Origin of the sequence: Neobacillus drentensis, from assembly GCF_036962125.1 — a bacterium.
Taxonomy (GTDB): Bacteria; Bacillota; Bacilli; order Bacillales; family Cytobacillaceae; genus Neobacillus; species Neobacillus drentensis_B.
Window position 1 is genome coordinate 13,241 of record NZ_JBALOA010000007.1, and the last position, 18,439, is coordinate 31,679.

The window sequence follows — 18,439 nt, forward strand, 5'->3', positions numbered from 1 at the left end:
TAGCAGCTTTTTTTATGCTTTGGTTAGTTCAAGTAAGAGGTCACCTGTCAAAATTGCTTCTCCACTTGATACATAAATATCTTTAACTACCCCTGAAAATGGTGCTTGAACGGTTGTTTCCATTTTCATCGCTTCGGTAATCATTAAATGATCTCCCCGTTCAACCTTTTCACCCTTTTCGACGAGAACTTTGACGACTGTTCCAGGCATCGAAGCTGCCAGTTCATTTTCATTTTTCGGATTGGCCTTTAATCTAGCAATAACTGTAGATTTGATACTTTCATCCTTAATGAAGACTTCCCGCGGTTGTCCATTTAACTCAAAATAGACAACTCTCGTCCCATCCGCTTGTGGATGACCGATTGATAAAAGCTTAACTATAAGTGTTTTTCCTGTTTCAATTTCAATCTCAATTTCTTCACCTAGGCGCATTCCATATAAGAATGTTGGTGTATCCAGTACAGAAATATTTCCATACTGTTCATCTGTTCTGATGTAATCCATAAAAACCTTAGGATAAAGAGCATAAGATGTAATCTCGAAATCTGTCACCTGTCTGCCAAGCTCTTTATACAATTCCTCCTTCAGTTTTTCAAAATCAACCTGTTCTAGCAATTCACCTGGACGAACTTCTAGTGGTTTTTTTCCTTTTAAAATCACTGTTTGAAGTTCTTCTGGAAAACCACCATATGGCATGCCAAGATATCCTTCAAAAAGTTCAACAACTGAATCTGGGAAATCGAGCTTATCTCCTTTTAAGATCACATCTTCCTCATTTAAATCATTTTGAACCATAAATAGTGCCATATCACCTACGACCTTTGATGAAGGTGTTACTTTTACAATATCACCAAACATCCTATTTACTCGTGAATACATTCCCTTAACTTCATCCCACCGATCACCAAGACTAACTGCTCTTGCTTGTTGTTGGAGATTGCTATATTGCCCCCCTGGCATTTCATGTTGATAAATTTCAGTGTGTGGGGAAATCATCCCACTTTCAAAATCATGATAATATTTACGGACATCCTCCCAATAATACGATAATTTTTCGAGTGATTGGATATTTACTTTTGGTTTCCGGGGTGTTCCTTCTAATGCATAATATAACGAATTTGCACTTGGCTGCGATGTTAACGCAGCCATTGTCCCTAAGGCTGTATCAACAATGTCCACTCCTCCATCGATTGCACGAGCGTATGTGAATAGTCCATTCCCGCTTGTATCATGGGTATGAAGATGAATTGGTATATCGACGGTTTCTTTTAACTCAGATATAAGTCTGTAGGCAGCTTCAGGCTTTAATAACCCAGCCATATCCTTAATTCCTAATATATGAGATCCTTGTTGTTCTAATTCTCTAGCCAAGTCCTTATAATACTGAAGATTATACTTCAATCTTGTAGAATCCAAGATGTCCCCTGTATAACAAATCGAAGCTTCGGCAATTTTACCACTTTGACGTACTGCATCAATCGCCACTTCCATTCCCTTGACCCAGTTTAAACTATCGAAAATTCGAAAAACATCAATTCCAGCAGATGCTGATTGGTCAACAAATTCACGAATTAAATTATCAGGATAATTCTTATAGCCAACCGCATTTGCTCCACGTATTAACATTTGGAACAAAACATTCGGTATTTTCCTACGAAGAGATATTAACCGGTCCCATGGGTCTTCTTTTAGAAAACGGTAGGCGACGTCAAAAGTTGCCCCACCCCACATTTCAAAAGAAAATAGATCAGGCAAAAGTTTAGCTGAAGGCTCAGCAATATGAAGAATATCCGTTGTCCGCAATCGGGTAGCTAAAAGTGACTGATGTGCATCCCGAAAGGTGGTATCCGTTAATAGGACTTGCTTTTGATTCTTCACCCATTCCACAAGTCCATTTGCACCGTAATTGTCGAGAATTTGTTTAGTTCCTTCTTGATACGATAAATCGTACGGTAATTGAGGAATCCTAGGCTTTGGAAATATTGGCCTTTTCTTCTTCTCAATACCAGGAAAACCATTGACTGTTACTGTACCAATGTATGACAACATCTTAGTTCCACGGTCTTTACGATTAGGGAAAATGAACAATTCTGGGGTTGTATCAATAAATGAAGTATCATATTCGCCATTCCTAAACTTCGGATGCTTCACTACATTTTCTAAGAAAGGAATATTTGTTTTAATTCCTCTGATTCTGAACTCCTGCAAATTTCGTACCATTTTTGAGGCTGCTTGTTCGAAAGTCAACGCCCACGTGGAAAGCTTGACTAATAATGAATCATAATATGGTGTAATGACTGCCCCTTGAAAGCCATTTCCTGCGTCAAGACGGACCCCAAATCCCCCGCCAGACCGGTAGGCCATAATTTTTCCGGTATCAGGCATAAAATTATTAAGTGGATCTTCGGTCGTTACCCTCGATTGAATTGCAAATCCATTAATTTGGATTTTATCCTGAGCTGGTATACCAATAATTGGACCATGTAATTCATGACCTTCTGATACCAGTATTTGTGTTTGGACAATATCGATACCTGTTACCATCTCAGTGACGGTGTGTTCAACTTGTACCCGCGGGTTTACTTCAATAAAGTAAAAGTCATTTCCAGAAACAAGAAACTCCACTGTACCAGCATTTAGGTAGCCAATATTTTTCATTAACTTAACGGCAGCATCACAAATCCTTTTTCGTAACCCTTCGGAAATAGATACGCTAGGAGCAACCTCTACAACCTTTTGATGGCGCCTTTGGACAGAACAATCGCGGTCATAAAGATGTACAATATTCCCTAACTTATCCCCAATAATTTGAACTTCGATATGCTTTGGCCGATCGATTAATTTTTCCAGATAGACTTCATCATTGCCAAAAGCGGCTTTTGCTTCAGACTTTGCCCGTTCAAATGCTTCACGAATTTCAGCTGCATCTCTTACAATTCTCATTCCACGGCCGCCTCCGCCCAGTGATGCCTTGATGATAATGGGCAGCTTGTGTTCTTCCACAAAATCCTCTACTTCACTTACTTCTGTAATCGGCCCTGGGCTTCCTGGAATAACGGGTATCCCGGCAAGTTCTGCTTGATGCCGCGCTTTGACCTTATCCCCGAACATATCCAGTTGTGTAGTCTTCGGCCCAATAAAGATAATTCCCTCCTCATCACAACGTTTGGCAAAATGAATATTTTCTGACAAAAAGCCATACCCTGGATGAATCGCATTTGCACCGCTTTTTTTGGCAATAGCAATAATGCCATCAATGTCCAAATAAGCATCAATTGGTTTTTTTCCTTCACCAACCAGATAAGCTTCATCAGCTTTATATCGGTGGTAGGCTCCAGAATCCTCCTTTGAATAAATGGCAACAGTTCGAATATTGAGTTCTGTACAAGCGCGAAAAACCCTTATTGCAATTTCTCCCCTGTTGGCTACCAATACTTTATTGATCTGTCTTGTCACGAAAAACACCTCGTATTCTATGTATTTTTAAAAACGCGAAGATCAAAAATTGTCTTCGCGTTTTGACTAAATATAGAAAACCTTACCATCTGATTGTTTCATTCTTTTATCAGTTTGTTCCTGTTTATTTTTATATTTTTTTTCATACTTAGTGAACATAGAAACATTTACAAGTATCCCAGTTGCTCCTGCTAGCATCAATAGTGAGGAACCACCATAACTTATAAACGGCAATGGCACACCTGTTAACGGAATGAGCCCGGAAACACCTGCTAGATTAATAAATGTTTGAATCCCAATCATACTAGAAATGCCAAAAGCGAGAAGACTGCCAAACGGATCTTTACATTGCAATCCGATATATATTCCTCTTAAAACAATATAAAAAAGGAGAGTAATAACGAAACCAACACCCCAAATTCCTAATTCCTCAGCAATAACAGCCATAATGAAGTCTGTATGTGATTCCGGCAAATAGCCAAGTTTTTGAATACTTTTCCCTAGGCCTAATCCATTCACGCCGCCCGACCCAATTGCAATATAGGAGTTTGCGAGGTGAAAACCTTCATTTTTTACATATTTTTCACTAAATGGATTATCTAACACAGCAAAACGACTTTGTTGTTCTTCTGAAAAAAACTTCCCCCATGAAACTAAAACGAGCGGTAAAAGAACTATAAGCACCATAATTACTAATTTTCCGATACTTTTAAAGCTCATCCCAGAGCAAAATATAATCATACTGGCGATTGCTATGATAATAGCCGCAGTACCGAAGTCAGGTTGAAAAATAATGAGAGCACATACGATAAAAAGATAGACTAAAGGAGGAAGAACACCCTTATTAAATTGATTGATATAGGCTTGTTTTTTTGCATAGACGGCAGCTAAATAAATGATGGCTGCAAGTTTGACAAACTCAGAAGGTTGAAATAAGAAAGAGCCAATTGGGTACCAGCTTTGCGCATTATTTTTTTCTACCCCAAATACAAATAATCCTAATAAAGATAAAATAGAAGCCAGTACAATCAATACTAGAACCTTTTTGAACATCATGATTTTATAAGGAATAATGGCTGCAAAAAGGAAGATCAAAGTAAAAATCATCAGCCAAACTTTTTGTTTTTGGTAAAAATAATCACTTGGATAACCATACCTTTGAACAGCTGAAGCCATACTTGCACTATATATCATCACAAGCCCAAATGTGCACAATAGGATGACTGCAATAATTAAAGTATAATCATATGATTTTAATATTTTTTTTAGCATTTATTAGGTCCTCATCTTTAATATTGATTTATATCATTCTATTATAATAGAAAAGATAGATTATTTCTTGAGGAAAAGTTAATTTGTTACAACAAATTAATATAGAATATTTTCAATAAAAAAGAAGCATATCATGTTTTGAATAACAAAAAACCCAAACAATGAACAGTGATTGTTTGGGTTCCTATGTCACTATTTTCTTAATGATGCATCGTGAAGAGCGGATAATTCTCTTTCTAATGTATCTAGGATGGCTTTCCCATCTTTACTATCTATTAAACCTAATCGAACAGCAAAATCTATCTCTCTTGATAGGCCAAACATTTGTGTATCCAACACCTCTTCATAAAGAGGGCATTGAGGCATCGTAAGATTGTCCATTTGCACTTTGATTAGCCTTAATATTTTTTCAGCGTCAGCCTGTAACAAGGCATATGCTTTTTCCTGGTGATTCACGACCATTTCAGACGCCAACATTAATCCCCCCATTTCAGAGCGATAATTCAACTTATCTATAAATTTTACCCAAACCTAAGAGAAATTGCAAGAACAATGAAAGAGATTACACAAAGCAGTTAGTAAAAAAGGCGGCTGAAAAAAGGATTTATCTTCTCAAGATTCTTGATTGTCCTATTATGACATTTTGTTTAAAAAAAGTTATACTTATGAGGCAGAGGTTTAGGGGGAATTATTAATGGAAAATATCATTATCATTTCAGGAAAAGTGAAGTATTCGATTACTCTTGATCCAGGAGTGTGGATTTTTGACGACAGGCGAGTGGATCTAACCACCTATTTTTCAACAAAACCAGAGGATTCCAATTCATTAGAAGAGTACACTAAGTCTGTTTCTAAGCATTGGGATCGTGAAATTATCGAAGGGGCAATTTATCCGCCTACTTTAAAAACAGAAAAGAAATTTGAAAAAGAAAAGGTTCTGACTGGGAGCTTCGGGATTCCATTAAGACCCTTTCTGCTTAATGCGGAGCCCGCTAGTGATGCAGATACTTTTGTTATACATTGTGCAGACGGTGAATATGAGTATCCAATTGAAACAGCCTATGACCTTATTTTAGGCTTCTCTAATAACGGTAAACCTATTAAGGAAGACGGACCAATTCATATTTATTTCGGTGATGGTTCAAATCAACAAAGTCCAATTAAAAATGTAAAGAGTTTTTTCATAAAGTAAGACGGGTGCCTTTGGCGCCCGTTTTACTTTTAATCATTTTAGAGTAAGTCTGCAGCCAAAAGGGCTAATCCAGACCTTTCCCCTTTTAATAATTTTACATGTCCTGAAATTGCTTGATCTTTAAACTTTTCCACAACATACGTTAAACCATTGTTATAGGCATCTAGATAGGGATGATCAATCTGTTCTGGGTCCCCCATTAAAACAATTTTACTCCCTTCTCCGACTCGGGTAAGAATAGTTTTCACTTCATGCTTTGTTAAATTTTGAGCTTCATCAATGATAATGAACTGCTTCGGTAAACTCCTGCCTCGAATGTACGTTAATGCCTCTACCTCAATGGATCCCATACCTGCCAAGATAGCATCAAGTTCTCCAGGTTTTTTAGTATTGAAAAGAAATTCCAGATTATCAAAGATTGGCTGCATCCAAGGTCTGAGTTTTTCTTGTTTTTCTCCTGGTAAAAAACCAAGGTCTTTCCCTACTGGTACAATCGGCCGAGCAACTAAAAGTTTTTTATACTCCCTAAAATCTTCTGTTTGCATCAATCCTGAAGCTAGTGCTAATAATGTCTTTCCAGTCCCTGCTTTCCCTGTTAACGTCACTAAATGAATATCCTTACGTAATAATAATTCAATTGCCATTGTCTGCTGAACATTCCTAGAATGAATCCCCCAAACATGCTCTTGGTTTAATGCTAATTTTTTTACCTTTTTACTCGTTTTGTCTACCATACCTATCGCAGAGGCAGAACTACCAAGGGCATCTTTCATTACTAAAAATTGGTTCGGGTAAAAGGGGTGATTGGCTATCTCAGAGAGATTGAGTTCCCCTTTCTCATAGAAACGTCCTAATAATTCAATAGGAAGGAAAACCTCAAAAAATCCTGTGTAAATATGATCAATTTCAACGACACGATCATTTAAAAAATCTTCGGCATCTAGTCCAATTGCATCTGCTTTTACCCGGACAAGTGCATCCTTACTAACCAGTATCACTGGCTTTCCATTTTCTTTAGTTTGTTCTTCTAAAAATAGATTTTTTGCAACTGCCAGTATACGATTATCATTTGTTTTCTCAATAAATATATCCTGAAGCTCATGGAAAGACCGATGATTCAATTCAATTCTGATTGTTCCCCCGTTTTCCAACGGGATTTTTTCATGTAGTTTTCCTGAGGCCCTCAGGCCGTCAATTAATCTTGATACTTGTCTCGCATTTCTTCCCACTTCATCCATATACCTTTTCTTTGAGTCCACTTCTTCAAGAACCACTGCAGGAATAACAACTTCATTATCTTCAAAAGAGAAGAGGGAATACGGGTCTTGTAACAAGACATTTGTATCTAACACGTATATTTTACTCAAAGCAACGCCTCCTGCTTTACTTGTTGTTAGGATTGCAACTTGCAAACAACCATGTTGCTAGTTTGAACTTTGGTAAAATATATGTTTATTGGAATAAAGATAGAAGGAGTTCCGCACAATAAATGTTAAAGAGACTATTCAATACAGATGAAGAACGATAGCTTAGGTTCAAGTATTGATAAAGTATTTCGGAGGTGGATTGTAGATGAAGAAAACTTTAATTATAACTGCTTTATGTCTGACCCTAGCCGGCTGCAGCACTAAAAAGGAACTGACAAATAACAACAGTAATGCTTCATACGTTAAAGTGAAAAACAGCTACATTGAAAATGTAGATAGAAAAACAGGACAAGAAGTATCCAAGCGTTTAGTCAAACTAGCTACAAGTATTCCAAATGTTAACGATGCAACAGCAGTCGTAATGGGCCGCTATGCCATTGTTGGCATTGATGTCAATGCTAAAATTGATCGCTCTCAAGTAGGATCAATTAAATATTCAGTCGCTGAAAGTTTAAGAAAAGACCCATACGGTGCCAAAGCAGTGGTAGTGGCTGATGCGGATACAACACAGCGCTTAAAAGAAATTCAAACGGATATAAATAAGGGCCGGCCTATACAGGGCATTATGGAGGAACTCGCAGACGTAGCAGGACGATTAATGCCTGAGGTACCTGGAGATTTAATTACTCCAAGCCCGAAAAAAGCGCCCGAAAAACCTGATAGAAAGCTTTCTAATAAGGAAGATAAGAAGTTAGAAAAGGAACAAGAAGACCAGTCAAATCATTATAAATAAGAAAAGCGCAAGCGCCTTGGTCAGCCCCGACAAGCACAAGACAAGCCGGCCGAAAGGTTGCTCTTTGACCTTTTGGACGGCTTGGCTTGTGACCTCGAGGGGCTAGGCGCTGGAGCTGGACAATTCTCGAAGTCGAATTTATCATTTCTTATTTTATTAAAAAGCTTAGGGATTCCTAAGCTTTTCTCATTGCATCCATTACTTGTTGATCTAATTTTTGGGCAGCATTTTTATCATAGGTTTTATCGTATTGAACCTCAGTGACTATTTTTGAACCATAAAACATAACATCTCTAACCGCTGTAACTGTTACTTGAATTAGTGCTAGCTTTAGTGGTACATCATTTAGTTTTTCTTGTTTAACGTAAGCTTCCCCATGAATTGCATATGTAGATTCGTTTGCTATCAAATTAATAACTACTTGCTTGTTTTTATTAATATTTTCCAAGATCCTTGACCGATTATCTACAGCAATATAGATGGTACTTTCATCTTTCGCCAGCACCCAGGAAATAGAACTAACATTCGGACCCCCGGTCTCATAATCAACAGTTGCTATTGTCACGAATCTTTCCTTTTGTAATTCATCATATAAAGGCTTGATTAGCCTTGGTTCGACTTGATTTGCCATTTTTCCATCCCCTTTAATAATTCCTACAACCTGTTCAAAAACAGATATTCTCATATTACTACTATCCCATGCTTTCATCAAATTAATCCACTTGATGAGAGAAAATAGCCCTAATTGATTACCTACAAACTTTCTGACATGTTATACTAGAGTAAATTATTCGGTTTATAGAAATTGATGAAGAGGTGTCATAATGAGAGTCAAATGTGTGATTTGCGATAAAATTGAAACGATTCTAGATGAATCGTTTGTGGCAAAGCGTCTTCGCAATCGTCCCATCCATACATATATGTGTAAAGAATGCAATACAAGAATAACTGAAAAAACAAATGCCAGATTTGAATCAGGAAATTTCCGCTTATATCGTGCAAAATCTGAAGAGGACGACTGGTGAGAGTAAAAGCTGTATCGGCCCTACCGCCCCATTCAGCCACTTGGGACCCTAGCGCTTGACAGTAAATCTTTTATTAACTAGCAAAAAAACCATCATGTTCATTCCACAGTGGAATGAACATGATGGTTTTTTATTCTGCTTCAATTGGATAGTTCTCATATTTTTCTGGCTCTTTATTTATTTGCTGCAGCATGACCTCAATTAATTCTCGAGGAAAGCGCGTTTTTTTCGTTTCCTCCCCTTGTTGATAGGAAACATAATACATCACTTCATCCGTTGTTACCTCAATGTTTGAGAGGTTAAGTTCCGTTAACATTTCTTCAAAAAGGTTTAAGGTATCTCGAGCTGCTGTATCATCAGGCCGTTCGTCGCATACAACCTTAATTGTAAGCCAATTATATAGTGTATCCTGTACGGATTTCATTTAACTAAACCCCCGTTATTTCGCTTCAGCCTGATGCTTTTTTGTTTGATGTAATCGTATTTTATAAATAATCAATAACACCGCTGCACCTGCGAGTCCTTCAGCGATAGGCAATGCATATGAAAAAATCAGCATAACAAAGCATCCAATCAACAAGCATATATAAATCACGATGTTTTTCAAAAGAGGCAATTTTTTTGCAAAGCCTAACTTATAGACAATGGCCGCTAATATTACAATATATAGGTACTGTAACAACACAGCGGTTTTTACATCTGTTAGTTCAATGAAAAATCTAAGACTTGGAGAAAAGCCTTCCATCTTCATGCACTCCTTTTACTTAACTCTGTTCTGCATATTTTTTCTTTTTAGCTGCTCTCTCACGTTCATTTTTATCAAGAATTTTTTTACGAAGACGAATTGATTCTGGAGTAACCTCACAATATTCGTCATCATTTAAATATTCAAGTGACTCTTCTAATGTCATGATGCGCGGCTTTTTAATAACAGATGTTTGATCTTTATTTGCTGAACGAACATTTGTCGCCTGTTTCATTTTTGTAATATTAACAGTGATGTCGTTTTCGCGAGTGTTTTCGCCAACGATCATCCCCTCGTATATTTCTGTACCTGGCTCAACGAAAATTGTTCCACGGTCTTCAACTTGCATGATACCATATGTCGAAGCTTTTCCTGATTCCATTGAAACAAGGACACCTTGATGTCTTCCACCAACTTGGCCAGGTAACATTGGCTGATAGCTGTCAAATGTATGATTAATAATTCCATAGCCCCTAGTCATGGTTAAAAATTCGGTTGTGTAGCCAATTAGCCCACGTGCCGGCACGTTAAAGATTAGACGTACTTGACCAGAACCATTGTTAATCATATCAATCATTTCGCCTTTGCGAGCTCCGATAGATTCCATTACTGACCCAGTATGTTCTTCCGGTACATCGATTTGAACTCTTTCTACTGGTTCACAGCGAACTCCATCAATCTCTTTTACGATAACTTCAGGTTTTGAAACTTGAAGCTCATAACCTTCACGACGCATATTTTCAATTAGAATGGATAAATGAAGTTCACCACGGCCAGAAACAATCCAAGCATCTGGTGAATCTGTGTTTTCAACACGCAAGCTTACGTCCGTCTGCAATTGGGAACGTAGTCTTTCTTCAATCTTTCTTGAAGTTAAATACTTACCTTCTCGACCAGCAAATGGACTGTTGTTTACAACAAAGGTCATTTGTAATGTAGGCTCATCAATACGTAGTATTGGAAGTGCTTCCTGATGTTCAACCGGACAAACCGTTTCACCAACATTGATATCTTCCATTCCAGAAACGGCAATCAAGTCTCCAGCGACAGCTTCTTGGATTTCTTGTCGTTTTAATCCAAAGAAACCAAAGATTTTGGTTACACGGAATTGCTTAACGGAACCATCTAATTTCATCAAAGCTACTTGTTGACCAACATTCATCGTACCACGGAATACGCGCCCGATACCGATTCTGCCGACATAGTCATTGTAATCAAGTAGTGCAACTTGGAATTGTAGCGGTTCTTCACGATTGTCAACTGGTGCAGGGATATATTCAACGATCGCTTCATACAAGGATTGCATATTTTCATCTTGCTTTTCTGGGTCAGTACTTGCTGTTCCATTTATTGCTGAAGCATAAATTACAGGGAATTCAAGTTGATCTTCATTTGCTTCAAGTTCAATAAATAAATCGATTACTTCATCGATTACTTCTGCAGGTCGTGCGAAGTCACGATCAATTTTATTAACCACAACAATTGGAGTTAAATTCTGCTCCAATGCCTTTTTAAGCACAAAACGAGTTTGTGGCATACAACCTTCGTAGGCATCAACAACAAGTAATACTCCATCAACCATTTTCATAATCCGTTCCACTTCTCCGCCAAAGTCAGCGTGTCCTGGAGTATCCAAAATATTGATACGTGTATCCTTATATTGAATTGCGGTATTCTTGGCGAGAATCGTGATTCCACGCTCTCTTTCTAAATCATTCGAATCCATTGCACGTTCTTCGACATGCTCGTTAGAACGAAATGTTCCAGATTGTTTCAATAATTGGTCAACCAACGTAGTTTTACCATGGTCAACGTGGGCAATAATCGCAATATTACGTATATCATTTCTTATATTCAACAATTTCCACTCCTGCCTATATTCTAAAAAAGTCTATTTTTAGTTTTCCCATATACAACTAAAACATTATACCACAAATTTAGTGGAAACCCCTAACCATTTTATTGTAGAATAAAAATTATACAGTTTCATTCAATCTTTGAACTGAAAAAGGGGATTAAAAAATGAAAACGGTGAAGTGGCCTTTACTTGCATATGCTGTCTTGGCAGCGGCCAGTATTATGGGGATAGGAATTGCCATAAGTGAGAAAAGCGTAATCGGAGTATTGGGCTGTGTAATTGCTATTATTATTATCATGAGAATGGGATTTAAAACTAAAAGAAAAATGCGCGAAAATGGTCAATTATAAAAAGAAGCCACGAGTGGCTTCTTTTTACCATTTTCCCTCTTTTAAATAATCCCTTAAGATGGATTGATGCAAGCCAGGCTTAGCTGCAAATAATGAATCCTGGGCAAGGAAATTTAGTTTTTCTCCTCTTAGATTAGTAACCAAACCACCAAGTTCTTCAATTATTACTGCCCCTGCAGCAACATCCCAAGGTGATAAGCGCATGGAAAGATAAGCGTCAACCCTTCCTGCCGCAACAAATACTAATTCAAGAGCTGCTGAACCAAATGACCTCGTTCCTCTTGCAGCCTTTACAAGAGGAATCATTAAGTTGTGATCAATCCGATGATTTTCCATAACCCACGTCGCATTCAGTGCGATAATTGATTCCCTTATAGTGGTTTTCGTTAGCGGAACAAGTGACTGTTCATTGATATAAGCTCCCTTTCCCCTCATTGCATGATACAATTCATCATGAACGACATCGTAAATGATTCCAATTTTTCCAACACCGTTTTCATAAACACCCAGGGAAATAGCAAAGTTTCTTTGTTGATGGATAAAATTCATCGTACCATCAATAGGGTCAATCATCCAAACTATTCCATCAAGACTAATAAGGTTATCTCCAAATCCTTCTTCGCCTAAAATTTTATGTCCAGGGTAAACATCACGGATTTTACTAATAAAAAATTGTTCAATTTCTTTATCCATGTTGGTTACTAGATCGTTAGCGTTGGATTTGGTTTCAATATCTAATGTACTATTAAAAGATAATCTGATTTTAGCTCCTGCTTGATAAACCCATTCCTTTGCCTGCTCATATATCTGATCCCAGTTCATAATAGTCCTCCAAATTTCTTAATTCCTGTCAAAAGTTCAATGTATGTAGTATGAAATACTTTTATATAAATAATGTACCTATAGCATATAGCTTAATCATATTGTATAACCACATCAACTTTTATGCCATAAACTTCCACTTTAAAAGTACAAATAATAAACGAACCCCCCTCTTGTCTGCTGGAGTTCGTTTTAGATAAGTTCTGAATATATTCTATTTCGATCCATCCTACTTTATTTCTCCTTGGATTAAAAAAACGTCTTATTCATCAAAGAGCTTTTAATCTTACTAATTCTTGGCGGATTTTTTCTAATTTTTGTTTGCAGTCTTTCATTTTTTTCTCATTTTTTTCTTCAATTGCTTCGAATAATGTAGCTAATTCGTAGTCCATTTCCAATCTTAACACTGCTGTTCTTTCTTTTTCGCCTGCTTTTTTAAGTGAGGTATTCATTAATTGTTTCATGTTTCTCCTCCCCTTCCCTAATTAAACTAATTTTTCAAATAATTTTTTACTGTATAATATGAGTCATGGAGATATGTTGCAACAAATATGTGCTTTAACCCAGAAATGCATCTTACTACTTGTCCGCTGAATGATATGCTACAATTAAGGACAAATGTTTTGTGGAGGTTTACGATTATGGCTTTCAAGGGATTTACTAATGAAGATTTTGATGTATTTCTAATAGATGGTTTAGAGACGAGGATGGCCGCCCTCAAAGAAACAGTTCGTCCGAAATTGGAATACTTGGGGGATTATTTTGCACCAATTCTATCTTCGTTAACTTCTGATGAAATGTTTGTCCATGTTGCCAAACATGCTAGACGAACCATTAATCCGCCAAAGGATACTTGGGTTGCATTTTCCAATAATCCTCGAGGTTATAAAATGATGCCCCATTTCCAAATTGGCTTGTGGAACACTCACTTATTTATTTGGTTTGCCGTAATATATGAAGCGCCCCAAAAAGAAGTGATGGCTGCAAGGTTTTCAAAAAAATTATCTAAAATATATAGAGATATACCAATGGGTTTTGCTTGGTCTATAGATCATACAAAACCAGATACAATTGAACAAGGAAAATTATCAAAAGACGAACTACTCTCCCTTTTTGAGCGTCTACAAAAAGTTAAAAAAGCAGAATTACTATGTGGATTTACAATTGATAGAGAAAAAGTAATCCAATTAGGTTATGACGGACTAATTCAGCAAATAGAGGAAGTCTTTCAAAAAGTAGCCCCGTTATATAAAATCTCACTTAACTTGAAATAAAACAAAGCTCCCGAACAAATGTTTCTGTTCGGGAGCTTTTCATTCATTTCATTTTAATTCGATCGCCAGATGAAGCATCTTTTGCCTTTTTTATAGTACGATAAGACGAATAACCACTCATCTCTTCAAATTCACTACAAATCGTCTTTTCTTCTGCCTTACTAGGGACAATCTCCTTAAAGCGGCGATATGCTCTCATTACATCTTCGCGGTCAATTCCCTGTTCATAGGCTTTTTCAATTGTTTCAAAAAATGCAATCACATCAACAATTTCTTCTGTGCTCCAATGATAGTCAATTGGATACTGGTATTCCATTATTTCACCTTCTAACTAAATCAAGCTAAAATAAATCATATAATTATTTTCCCCATTTTGCACGAATTTGTTCAGCATCATGTATCATTCGGTTAAATAATTCTTGAACCGCAGGGACATCTTTGATTAATCCCATTACCTGCCCTGCCCATGCAAAACCTTCGTCAGGGACACCTTCATAAATATAGCGTTGGTTTGCAGTCCCACTGATGTATTCTTTTAATTGTTCGTAACCGCCATTGTTCTTTTCAACGTCAAGAATTTTTTCTGTCCAGCCATTAGCTAGCGCCCTCGCAGGTGTTCCTAGCGTTCTCTTAATGACCACCGTGCTAGATTCATTTCCTTCCACTAACGACTTTTTATACAGCTCGTGTGCATGAATACATTCCTTCGTGGCAATGAATCTCGTCCCCATTTCGATTCCCTCAGCTCCTAAGCTAAGTGCCGCCATAAGTCCTCTGCCATCGCCAATGCCGCCAGAAGCAATTACAGGTATAGATACAGCATCCACTACTTGAGGTACTAAAACAAGCGTCCCCACATCATCACGGCCAAGGTGTCCGCCTCCTTCTTGACCGACAACCATTACTGCATCTGCCCCGAGTTCTTCAGCCTTCTCAGCCTGCCTTCTTGCCGCGACAAGGACAAGTGTTTTGATAGGAGTACCTTTTAACTGTTCAAATATAGGGGCAGGATTTCCTCCTGTCATTGAGATAACCGGCACCTTTTCATCAATGGCAACTTGAAGAAAATCAGCAAACGGTCTGCCATGCTGTCCAATTGCAAAATTAACCCCAAAGGGATTATTTGTCAGCTGTTTCACCTTTTGAATCTCCACTCTAAGTTGTTCCGGTTCCCCTAAGGACATAGCTGTAATTTGGCCAAGGCCACCTGCGTTTGAAACAGCTGCTGCCAACTCAGAATAGGCTAAATAAGCCAGACCTCCTTGTATAATAGGGTATTGTATATTTAATAATTCAGTAACCCGTGTTTTCCATTTCAATGATTATCCCCCCTAAAAACTTTCTACATGTTATTTCGTCTCTTTAGGGTAATTTTCCTGTCTAAATGGGAAACTATCGTATACCAGTTTGAAAAAACATATATTTCTTTGCAATAAATAGGAATAGTGCTATAATTCCTTTGTTTGTATATTTTTAATGCAGTATTTATTAGAGTATTTTTAATAAGAAGGTGTGGATATAAATTGTCACAAAATCAAACACCGCTATTTAGCGGTTTATTAGCACATGCTAAAAAGAACCCAATTCAATTTCATATTCCAGGTCATAAGAAAGGTGCAGGGATTGACCCAGAGTTTCGAAACTTTATTGGCGATAATGCCTTATCTATTGACCTAATCAATATTGGGCCTTTAGATGACCTGCATCAACCAAAAGGAATCATTAAACAGGCTCAGGATTTAGCTGCTGAAGCTTTCGGAGCTGACCGAACATTCTTTTCTGTACAAGGGACAAGCGGGGCAATTATAGCAATGATTATGGCCGTTTGTGGACCAGATGATAAGATAATCGTTCCAAGAAATGTTCATAAATCTATTATGTCTGCGATTGTTTTTTCAGGGGCTATCCCAGTGTTTATCCAACCGGAAATTGATAAGGAACTTGGAATTTCACATGGAATTACCCCAGATGCAGTTGCAAGAGCTCTTAAACAACATCCAGATGCAAAAGCGGTTCTGGTTATCAATCCAACCTATTTTGGTATCTCTGGAGATTTAAAAAAGATTGTTGAAATTGCTCACTCCTATGATATACCTGTCCTTGTGGATGAAGCCCACGGAGTTCACATTCATTTTCATGAGGACCTTCCACTTTCAGCTATGCAGGCTGGCGCTGATATGGCTGCGACAAGTGTTCATAAACTAGGCGGTTCAATGACTCAAAGTTCAATCTTAAATGTGAAGGAAGGACTTGTATCTGCTAAACATGTTCAGTCCATTCTAAGTATGCTTACAACCACCTCGACCTCTTATTTATTGCTAGCTTCACTTGATGTTGCTCGTAAGCAATTAGCTACTAAGGGCCGAGAACTAATTGACAATACCATCAATTTAGCCCAATCAATGCGTAAAAGAATCAATGAGATTGAACACTTGCATTGTATTGGTGAAGAAATTTTAGGATCAAAAGCGACCTTTGATTATGATCCAACTAAGTTAATTATTTCTGTTAAGGAGTTAGGTCTAACTGGATATGATGTAGAAAAATGGCTTAGGGACAAACACAATATTGAAGTGGAACTTTCCGACCTTTATAATATTCTTTGCATCATCACGCTCGGAGACACAGAGCATGAGGCTGATTTACTTGTAAATGCTCTCAAAGAATTAGCGGATGAATGCCAACATAGTACTGAAAAGATTGAACCGGTAGAAGTTCTTCTTCCAGAAATCCCAGTACTCGCTTTAACCCCAAGAGATGCCTTCTATTCGGAAACAGAAGTAATTCCTTTTGAAGAATCAGAAGGTAGAATCATTGCAGAATTTATTATGGTTTACCCACCTGGAATTCCAATCTTTATTCCAGGAGAAATTATTACGAAGGAAAACCTCCATTATATTAGGAAAAACCTCGAAGCTGGCCTTCCAGTACAAGGGCCGGAAGATGATGAAATTAAAACCATCCATGTAATTAAAGAGTATAAAGCAATTAAATAGCACAAAAATACAGGATTCCATTTTCGGAATCCTGTTTTATTTATGTTTAGCTATTATAAATCTTCCTCTTTATGATGATCGTCGCAACAATTGCATTTAGAATAAAGCACCGTTACTTTTTCATCTTCAAAATGATCAATAGTAGAGTTACATGTTTGGCATACTAAAGTACCCATCTGTTCAATCCCCTTTTCATTATTGAATGATCACAAAACGAAGCATTTATATATCATTAACTTAATAATAATATATCACATTAGAAAATTCAAGCCTAATTTGTATGTCACATTTAAAAAATATCGATAAAAAAAGGCCTTATTTGGGCCTCCTCTTGTAAATTATTCATATTGGGTGATAAAAGGGATGGAAGGTAATGTTTCACTGAAAAATTCAGCTAAATCCGCTGCCTGCTGTTGATCAGGGATACGGAATACTGTTTGTAGGTAATCAATATCTTCGATGTCTTTGGGGTCGAGGAGTGTAGAGCGGCCAGTTTGCATACAGACAACTAAAGGCTTTCCGAAAAACATATTGGTGTAAATAATCCCGAAATCATAACGTGTATGTTCCGTTGTAAAACCAATAAACCTTACTTTTGCATTTTCATGTTCATCATAGAGTTTATCAAAGATTTCCATAAAGATCCTCCTTTTCGTATAATGTTTAGAATATTATTATAATTCAATTATAAAAAACAAACAAGAAAACATCTAAATTTATTTAATGCTAGTTGTCATAAGATTTTATTCAATGCTAGAATAGAGATGCATTATATTAACGGATAACTAAGGGGGAATGATGATGGCTGTGAACGCATATATAAAGTTAGTGCCTTCATCCGCAAAACAAACGGTTTCAATCGAAGAAATAAAAGAATTAATCCATGAATATAAACAAAATACTACAAAAACAGGAAATCAAATAGGGTGGGAATACGGGGAATCCGCCTTTCCATATGAAATAAAAGAAACGGCAGAGTCTAAAGGAACATGGTTTTATTTACACTCCTCCGACGAACGCTACTATGCTATTTTAATCGGAGTCGATCAAGAGACAATTCGCAATGAAGATGGTCAAGAACTAGAGCAAACATACATACAAGTTACCTTACCTGAAGAATCTACTTTTGGTGACAAAGGAAAAGCCAATGAGTTTTGTAAATACCTAGCCAAAAAGCTTCAGGGTGAACTACATTTATTCAATGAGCGAATCATGTATTATTATCCAAGAAAATAAGAAAAGCGGAAGCGCCCTGGTCAACGGCCTATGGCCTGGAGCGCTCCAACTGA

21 protein-coding genes are annotated in these 18,439 nt (G+C 37.3%); 7 read left to right on the forward strand and 14 right to left on the reverse strand.

Annotation, left to right across the window (positions count from 1 at the left end; all coding sequences use genetic code 11):
* Positions 1-12 precede the first annotated feature (12 nt).
* From pyc to V7121_RS07575, 3 genes are all read right to left on the reverse strand, one after another.
* Positions 13-3,456, reverse strand: coding sequence for a pyruvate carboxylase (pyc, locus tag V7121_RS07565; protein WP_335546250.1), 3,444 nt, complete (start codon positions 3,454-3,456; stop codon positions 13-15).
* A gap of 66 nt (positions 3,457-3,522) precedes the next feature.
* On the reverse strand, positions 3,523-4,728 hold the full coding sequence (locus V7121_RS07570) for an FtsW/RodA/SpoVE family cell cycle protein (protein ID WP_335501485.1): 1,206 nt from the start codon (positions 4,726-4,728) through the stop codon (positions 3,523-3,525).
* 192 nt (positions 4,729-4,920) lie between these two features.
* The gene (locus V7121_RS07575; RefSeq protein ID WP_335501486.1) at positions 4,921-5,202 is read right to left on the reverse strand and encodes a YlaN family protein; all 282 of its coding nucleotides are present in this window, start codon (positions 5,200-5,202) and stop codon (positions 4,921-4,923) included.
* Positions 5,203-5,422: 220 nt separating this feature from the next.
* On the opposite strand from V7121_RS07575, the gene V7121_RS07580 reads away from it, so the two are divergent.
* Complete coding sequence (locus V7121_RS07580; RefSeq protein WP_335501488.1) at positions 5,423-5,920, forward strand: peptidyl-prolyl cis-trans isomerase; 498 nt, start codon at positions 5,423-5,425, stop codon at positions 5,918-5,920.
* 38 nt (positions 5,921-5,958) lie between these two features.
* Here V7121_RS07580 and V7121_RS07585 read toward each other — a convergent pair whose 3' ends face one another.
* Complete coding sequence (locus tag V7121_RS07585; protein WP_335501490.1) at positions 5,959-7,287, reverse strand: PhoH family protein; 1,329 nt, start codon at positions 7,285-7,287, stop codon at positions 5,959-5,961.
* Between the two features lie 205 nt (positions 7,288-7,492).
* On the opposite strand from V7121_RS07585, the gene V7121_RS07590 reads away from it, so the two are divergent.
* Positions 7,493-8,080: a YhcN/YlaJ family sporulation lipoprotein gene (locus V7121_RS07590; RefSeq protein ID WP_335501492.1), complete on the forward strand. Its 588-nt coding sequence runs from the start codon at positions 7,493-7,495 to the stop codon at positions 8,078-8,080.
* 175 nt (positions 8,081-8,255) lie between these two features.
* Here the strand turns inward: V7121_RS07590 and V7121_RS07595 are convergent, their stop codons facing one another.
* On the reverse strand, positions 8,256-8,711 hold the full coding sequence (locus V7121_RS07595) for a pyridoxamine 5'-phosphate oxidase family protein (RefSeq protein ID WP_335501720.1): 456 nt from the start codon (positions 8,709-8,711) through the stop codon (positions 8,256-8,258).
* A gap of 193 nt (positions 8,712-8,904) precedes the next feature.
* On the opposite strand from V7121_RS07595, the gene V7121_RS07600 reads away from it, so the two are divergent.
* Entirely contained in the window at positions 8,905-9,105 is a 201-nt protein-coding gene (locus V7121_RS07600) for a YlaI family protein (RefSeq protein ID WP_335501494.1), read from the forward strand.
* Between the two features lie 130 nt (positions 9,106-9,235).
* On the opposite strand, the gene V7121_RS07605 is transcribed toward V7121_RS07600, so the two are convergent.
* Genes V7121_RS07605 through typA form a run of 3 tightly spaced genes read right to left on the reverse strand, consistent with a single transcriptional unit; the run spans position 9,236 to position 11,708 of the window.
* Positions 9,236-9,529, reverse strand: a complete 294-nt coding sequence (locus V7121_RS07605; RefSeq protein WP_335546252.1) for a hypothetical protein — start codon at positions 9,527-9,529, stop codon at positions 9,236-9,238.
* 15 nt (positions 9,530-9,544) lie between these two features.
* The gene (locus V7121_RS07610) at positions 9,545-9,850 is read right to left on the reverse strand and encodes a YlaH-like family protein (RefSeq protein WP_335501498.1); all 306 of its coding nucleotides are present in this window, start codon (positions 9,848-9,850) and stop codon (positions 9,545-9,547) included.
* A 19-nt stretch (positions 9,851-9,869) separates the two neighbouring features.
* Complete coding sequence (gene typA / locus V7121_RS07615; protein WP_335501500.1) at positions 9,870-11,708, reverse strand: translational GTPase TypA; 1,839 nt, start codon at positions 11,706-11,708, stop codon at positions 9,870-9,872.
* Positions 11,709-11,872: 164 nt separating this feature from the next.
* Between typA and V7121_RS07620 the strand changes: the two genes are divergently transcribed.
* Positions 11,873-12,058, forward strand: coding sequence for a YlaF family protein (locus tag V7121_RS07620; RefSeq protein ID WP_335501502.1), 186 nt, complete (start codon positions 11,873-11,875; stop codon positions 12,056-12,058).
* Positions 12,059-12,082: 24 nt separating this feature from the next.
* Here the strand turns inward: V7121_RS07620 and V7121_RS07625 are convergent, their stop codons facing one another.
* Complete coding sequence (locus tag V7121_RS07625; protein ID WP_335501721.1) at positions 12,083-12,883, reverse strand: inositol monophosphatase family protein; 801 nt, start codon at positions 12,881-12,883, stop codon at positions 12,083-12,085.
* Between the two features lie 266 nt (positions 12,884-13,149).
* On the reverse strand, positions 13,150-13,344 hold the full coding sequence (locus V7121_RS07630; protein WP_335501504.1) for a hypothetical protein: 195 nt from the start codon (positions 13,342-13,344) through the stop codon (positions 13,150-13,152).
* Between the two features lie 177 nt (positions 13,345-13,521).
* Between V7121_RS07630 and V7121_RS07635 the strand changes: the two genes are divergently transcribed.
* Positions 13,522-14,154, forward strand: a complete 633-nt coding sequence (locus V7121_RS07635; protein WP_335501506.1) for a YktB family protein — start codon at positions 13,522-13,524, stop codon at positions 14,152-14,154.
* 43 nt (positions 14,155-14,197) lie between these two features.
* Here V7121_RS07635 and V7121_RS07640 read toward each other — a convergent pair whose 3' ends face one another.
* Complete coding sequence (locus tag V7121_RS07640) at positions 14,198-14,470, reverse strand: UPF0223 family protein (protein WP_335501508.1); 273 nt, start codon at positions 14,468-14,470, stop codon at positions 14,198-14,200.
* 43 nt (positions 14,471-14,513) lie between these two features.
* Positions 14,514-15,473 carry an NAD(P)H-dependent flavin oxidoreductase gene (locus V7121_RS07645; RefSeq protein ID WP_335501510.1) on the reverse strand — a complete coding sequence of 320 codons (960 nt, stop codon included), beginning with the start codon at positions 15,471-15,473 and terminating at the stop codon, positions 14,514-14,516.
* A gap of 204 nt (positions 15,474-15,677) precedes the next feature.
* On the opposite strand from V7121_RS07645, the gene V7121_RS07650 reads away from it, so the two are divergent.
* Positions 15,678-17,150 carry an aminotransferase class I/II-fold pyridoxal phosphate-dependent enzyme gene (locus V7121_RS07650; RefSeq protein WP_335501511.1) on the forward strand — a complete coding sequence of 491 codons (1,473 nt, stop codon included), beginning with the start codon at positions 15,678-15,680 and terminating at the stop codon, positions 17,148-17,150.
* A 53-nt stretch (positions 17,151-17,203) separates the two neighbouring features.
* Here V7121_RS07650 and V7121_RS07655 read toward each other — a convergent pair whose 3' ends face one another.
* Both V7121_RS07655 and V7121_RS07660 read right to left on the reverse strand, forming a co-directional pair.
* Positions 17,204-17,326, reverse strand: coding sequence for a GapA-binding peptide SR1P (locus V7121_RS07655; protein ID WP_218345762.1), 123 nt, complete (start codon positions 17,324-17,326; stop codon positions 17,204-17,206).
* Positions 17,327-17,488: 162 nt separating this feature from the next.
* Positions 17,489-17,788 carry a DUF3055 domain-containing protein gene (locus V7121_RS07660; protein WP_335501515.1) on the reverse strand — a complete coding sequence of 100 codons (300 nt, stop codon included), beginning with the start codon at positions 17,786-17,788 and terminating at the stop codon, positions 17,489-17,491.
* Between the two features lie 163 nt (positions 17,789-17,951).
* Between V7121_RS07660 and V7121_RS07665 the strand changes: the two genes are divergently transcribed.
* Positions 17,952-18,386, forward strand: a complete 435-nt coding sequence (locus V7121_RS07665; RefSeq protein WP_335501517.1) for a DUF1885 family protein — start codon at positions 17,952-17,954, stop codon at positions 18,384-18,386.
* The last annotated feature ends 53 nt before the right edge of the window (positions 18,387-18,439 follow it).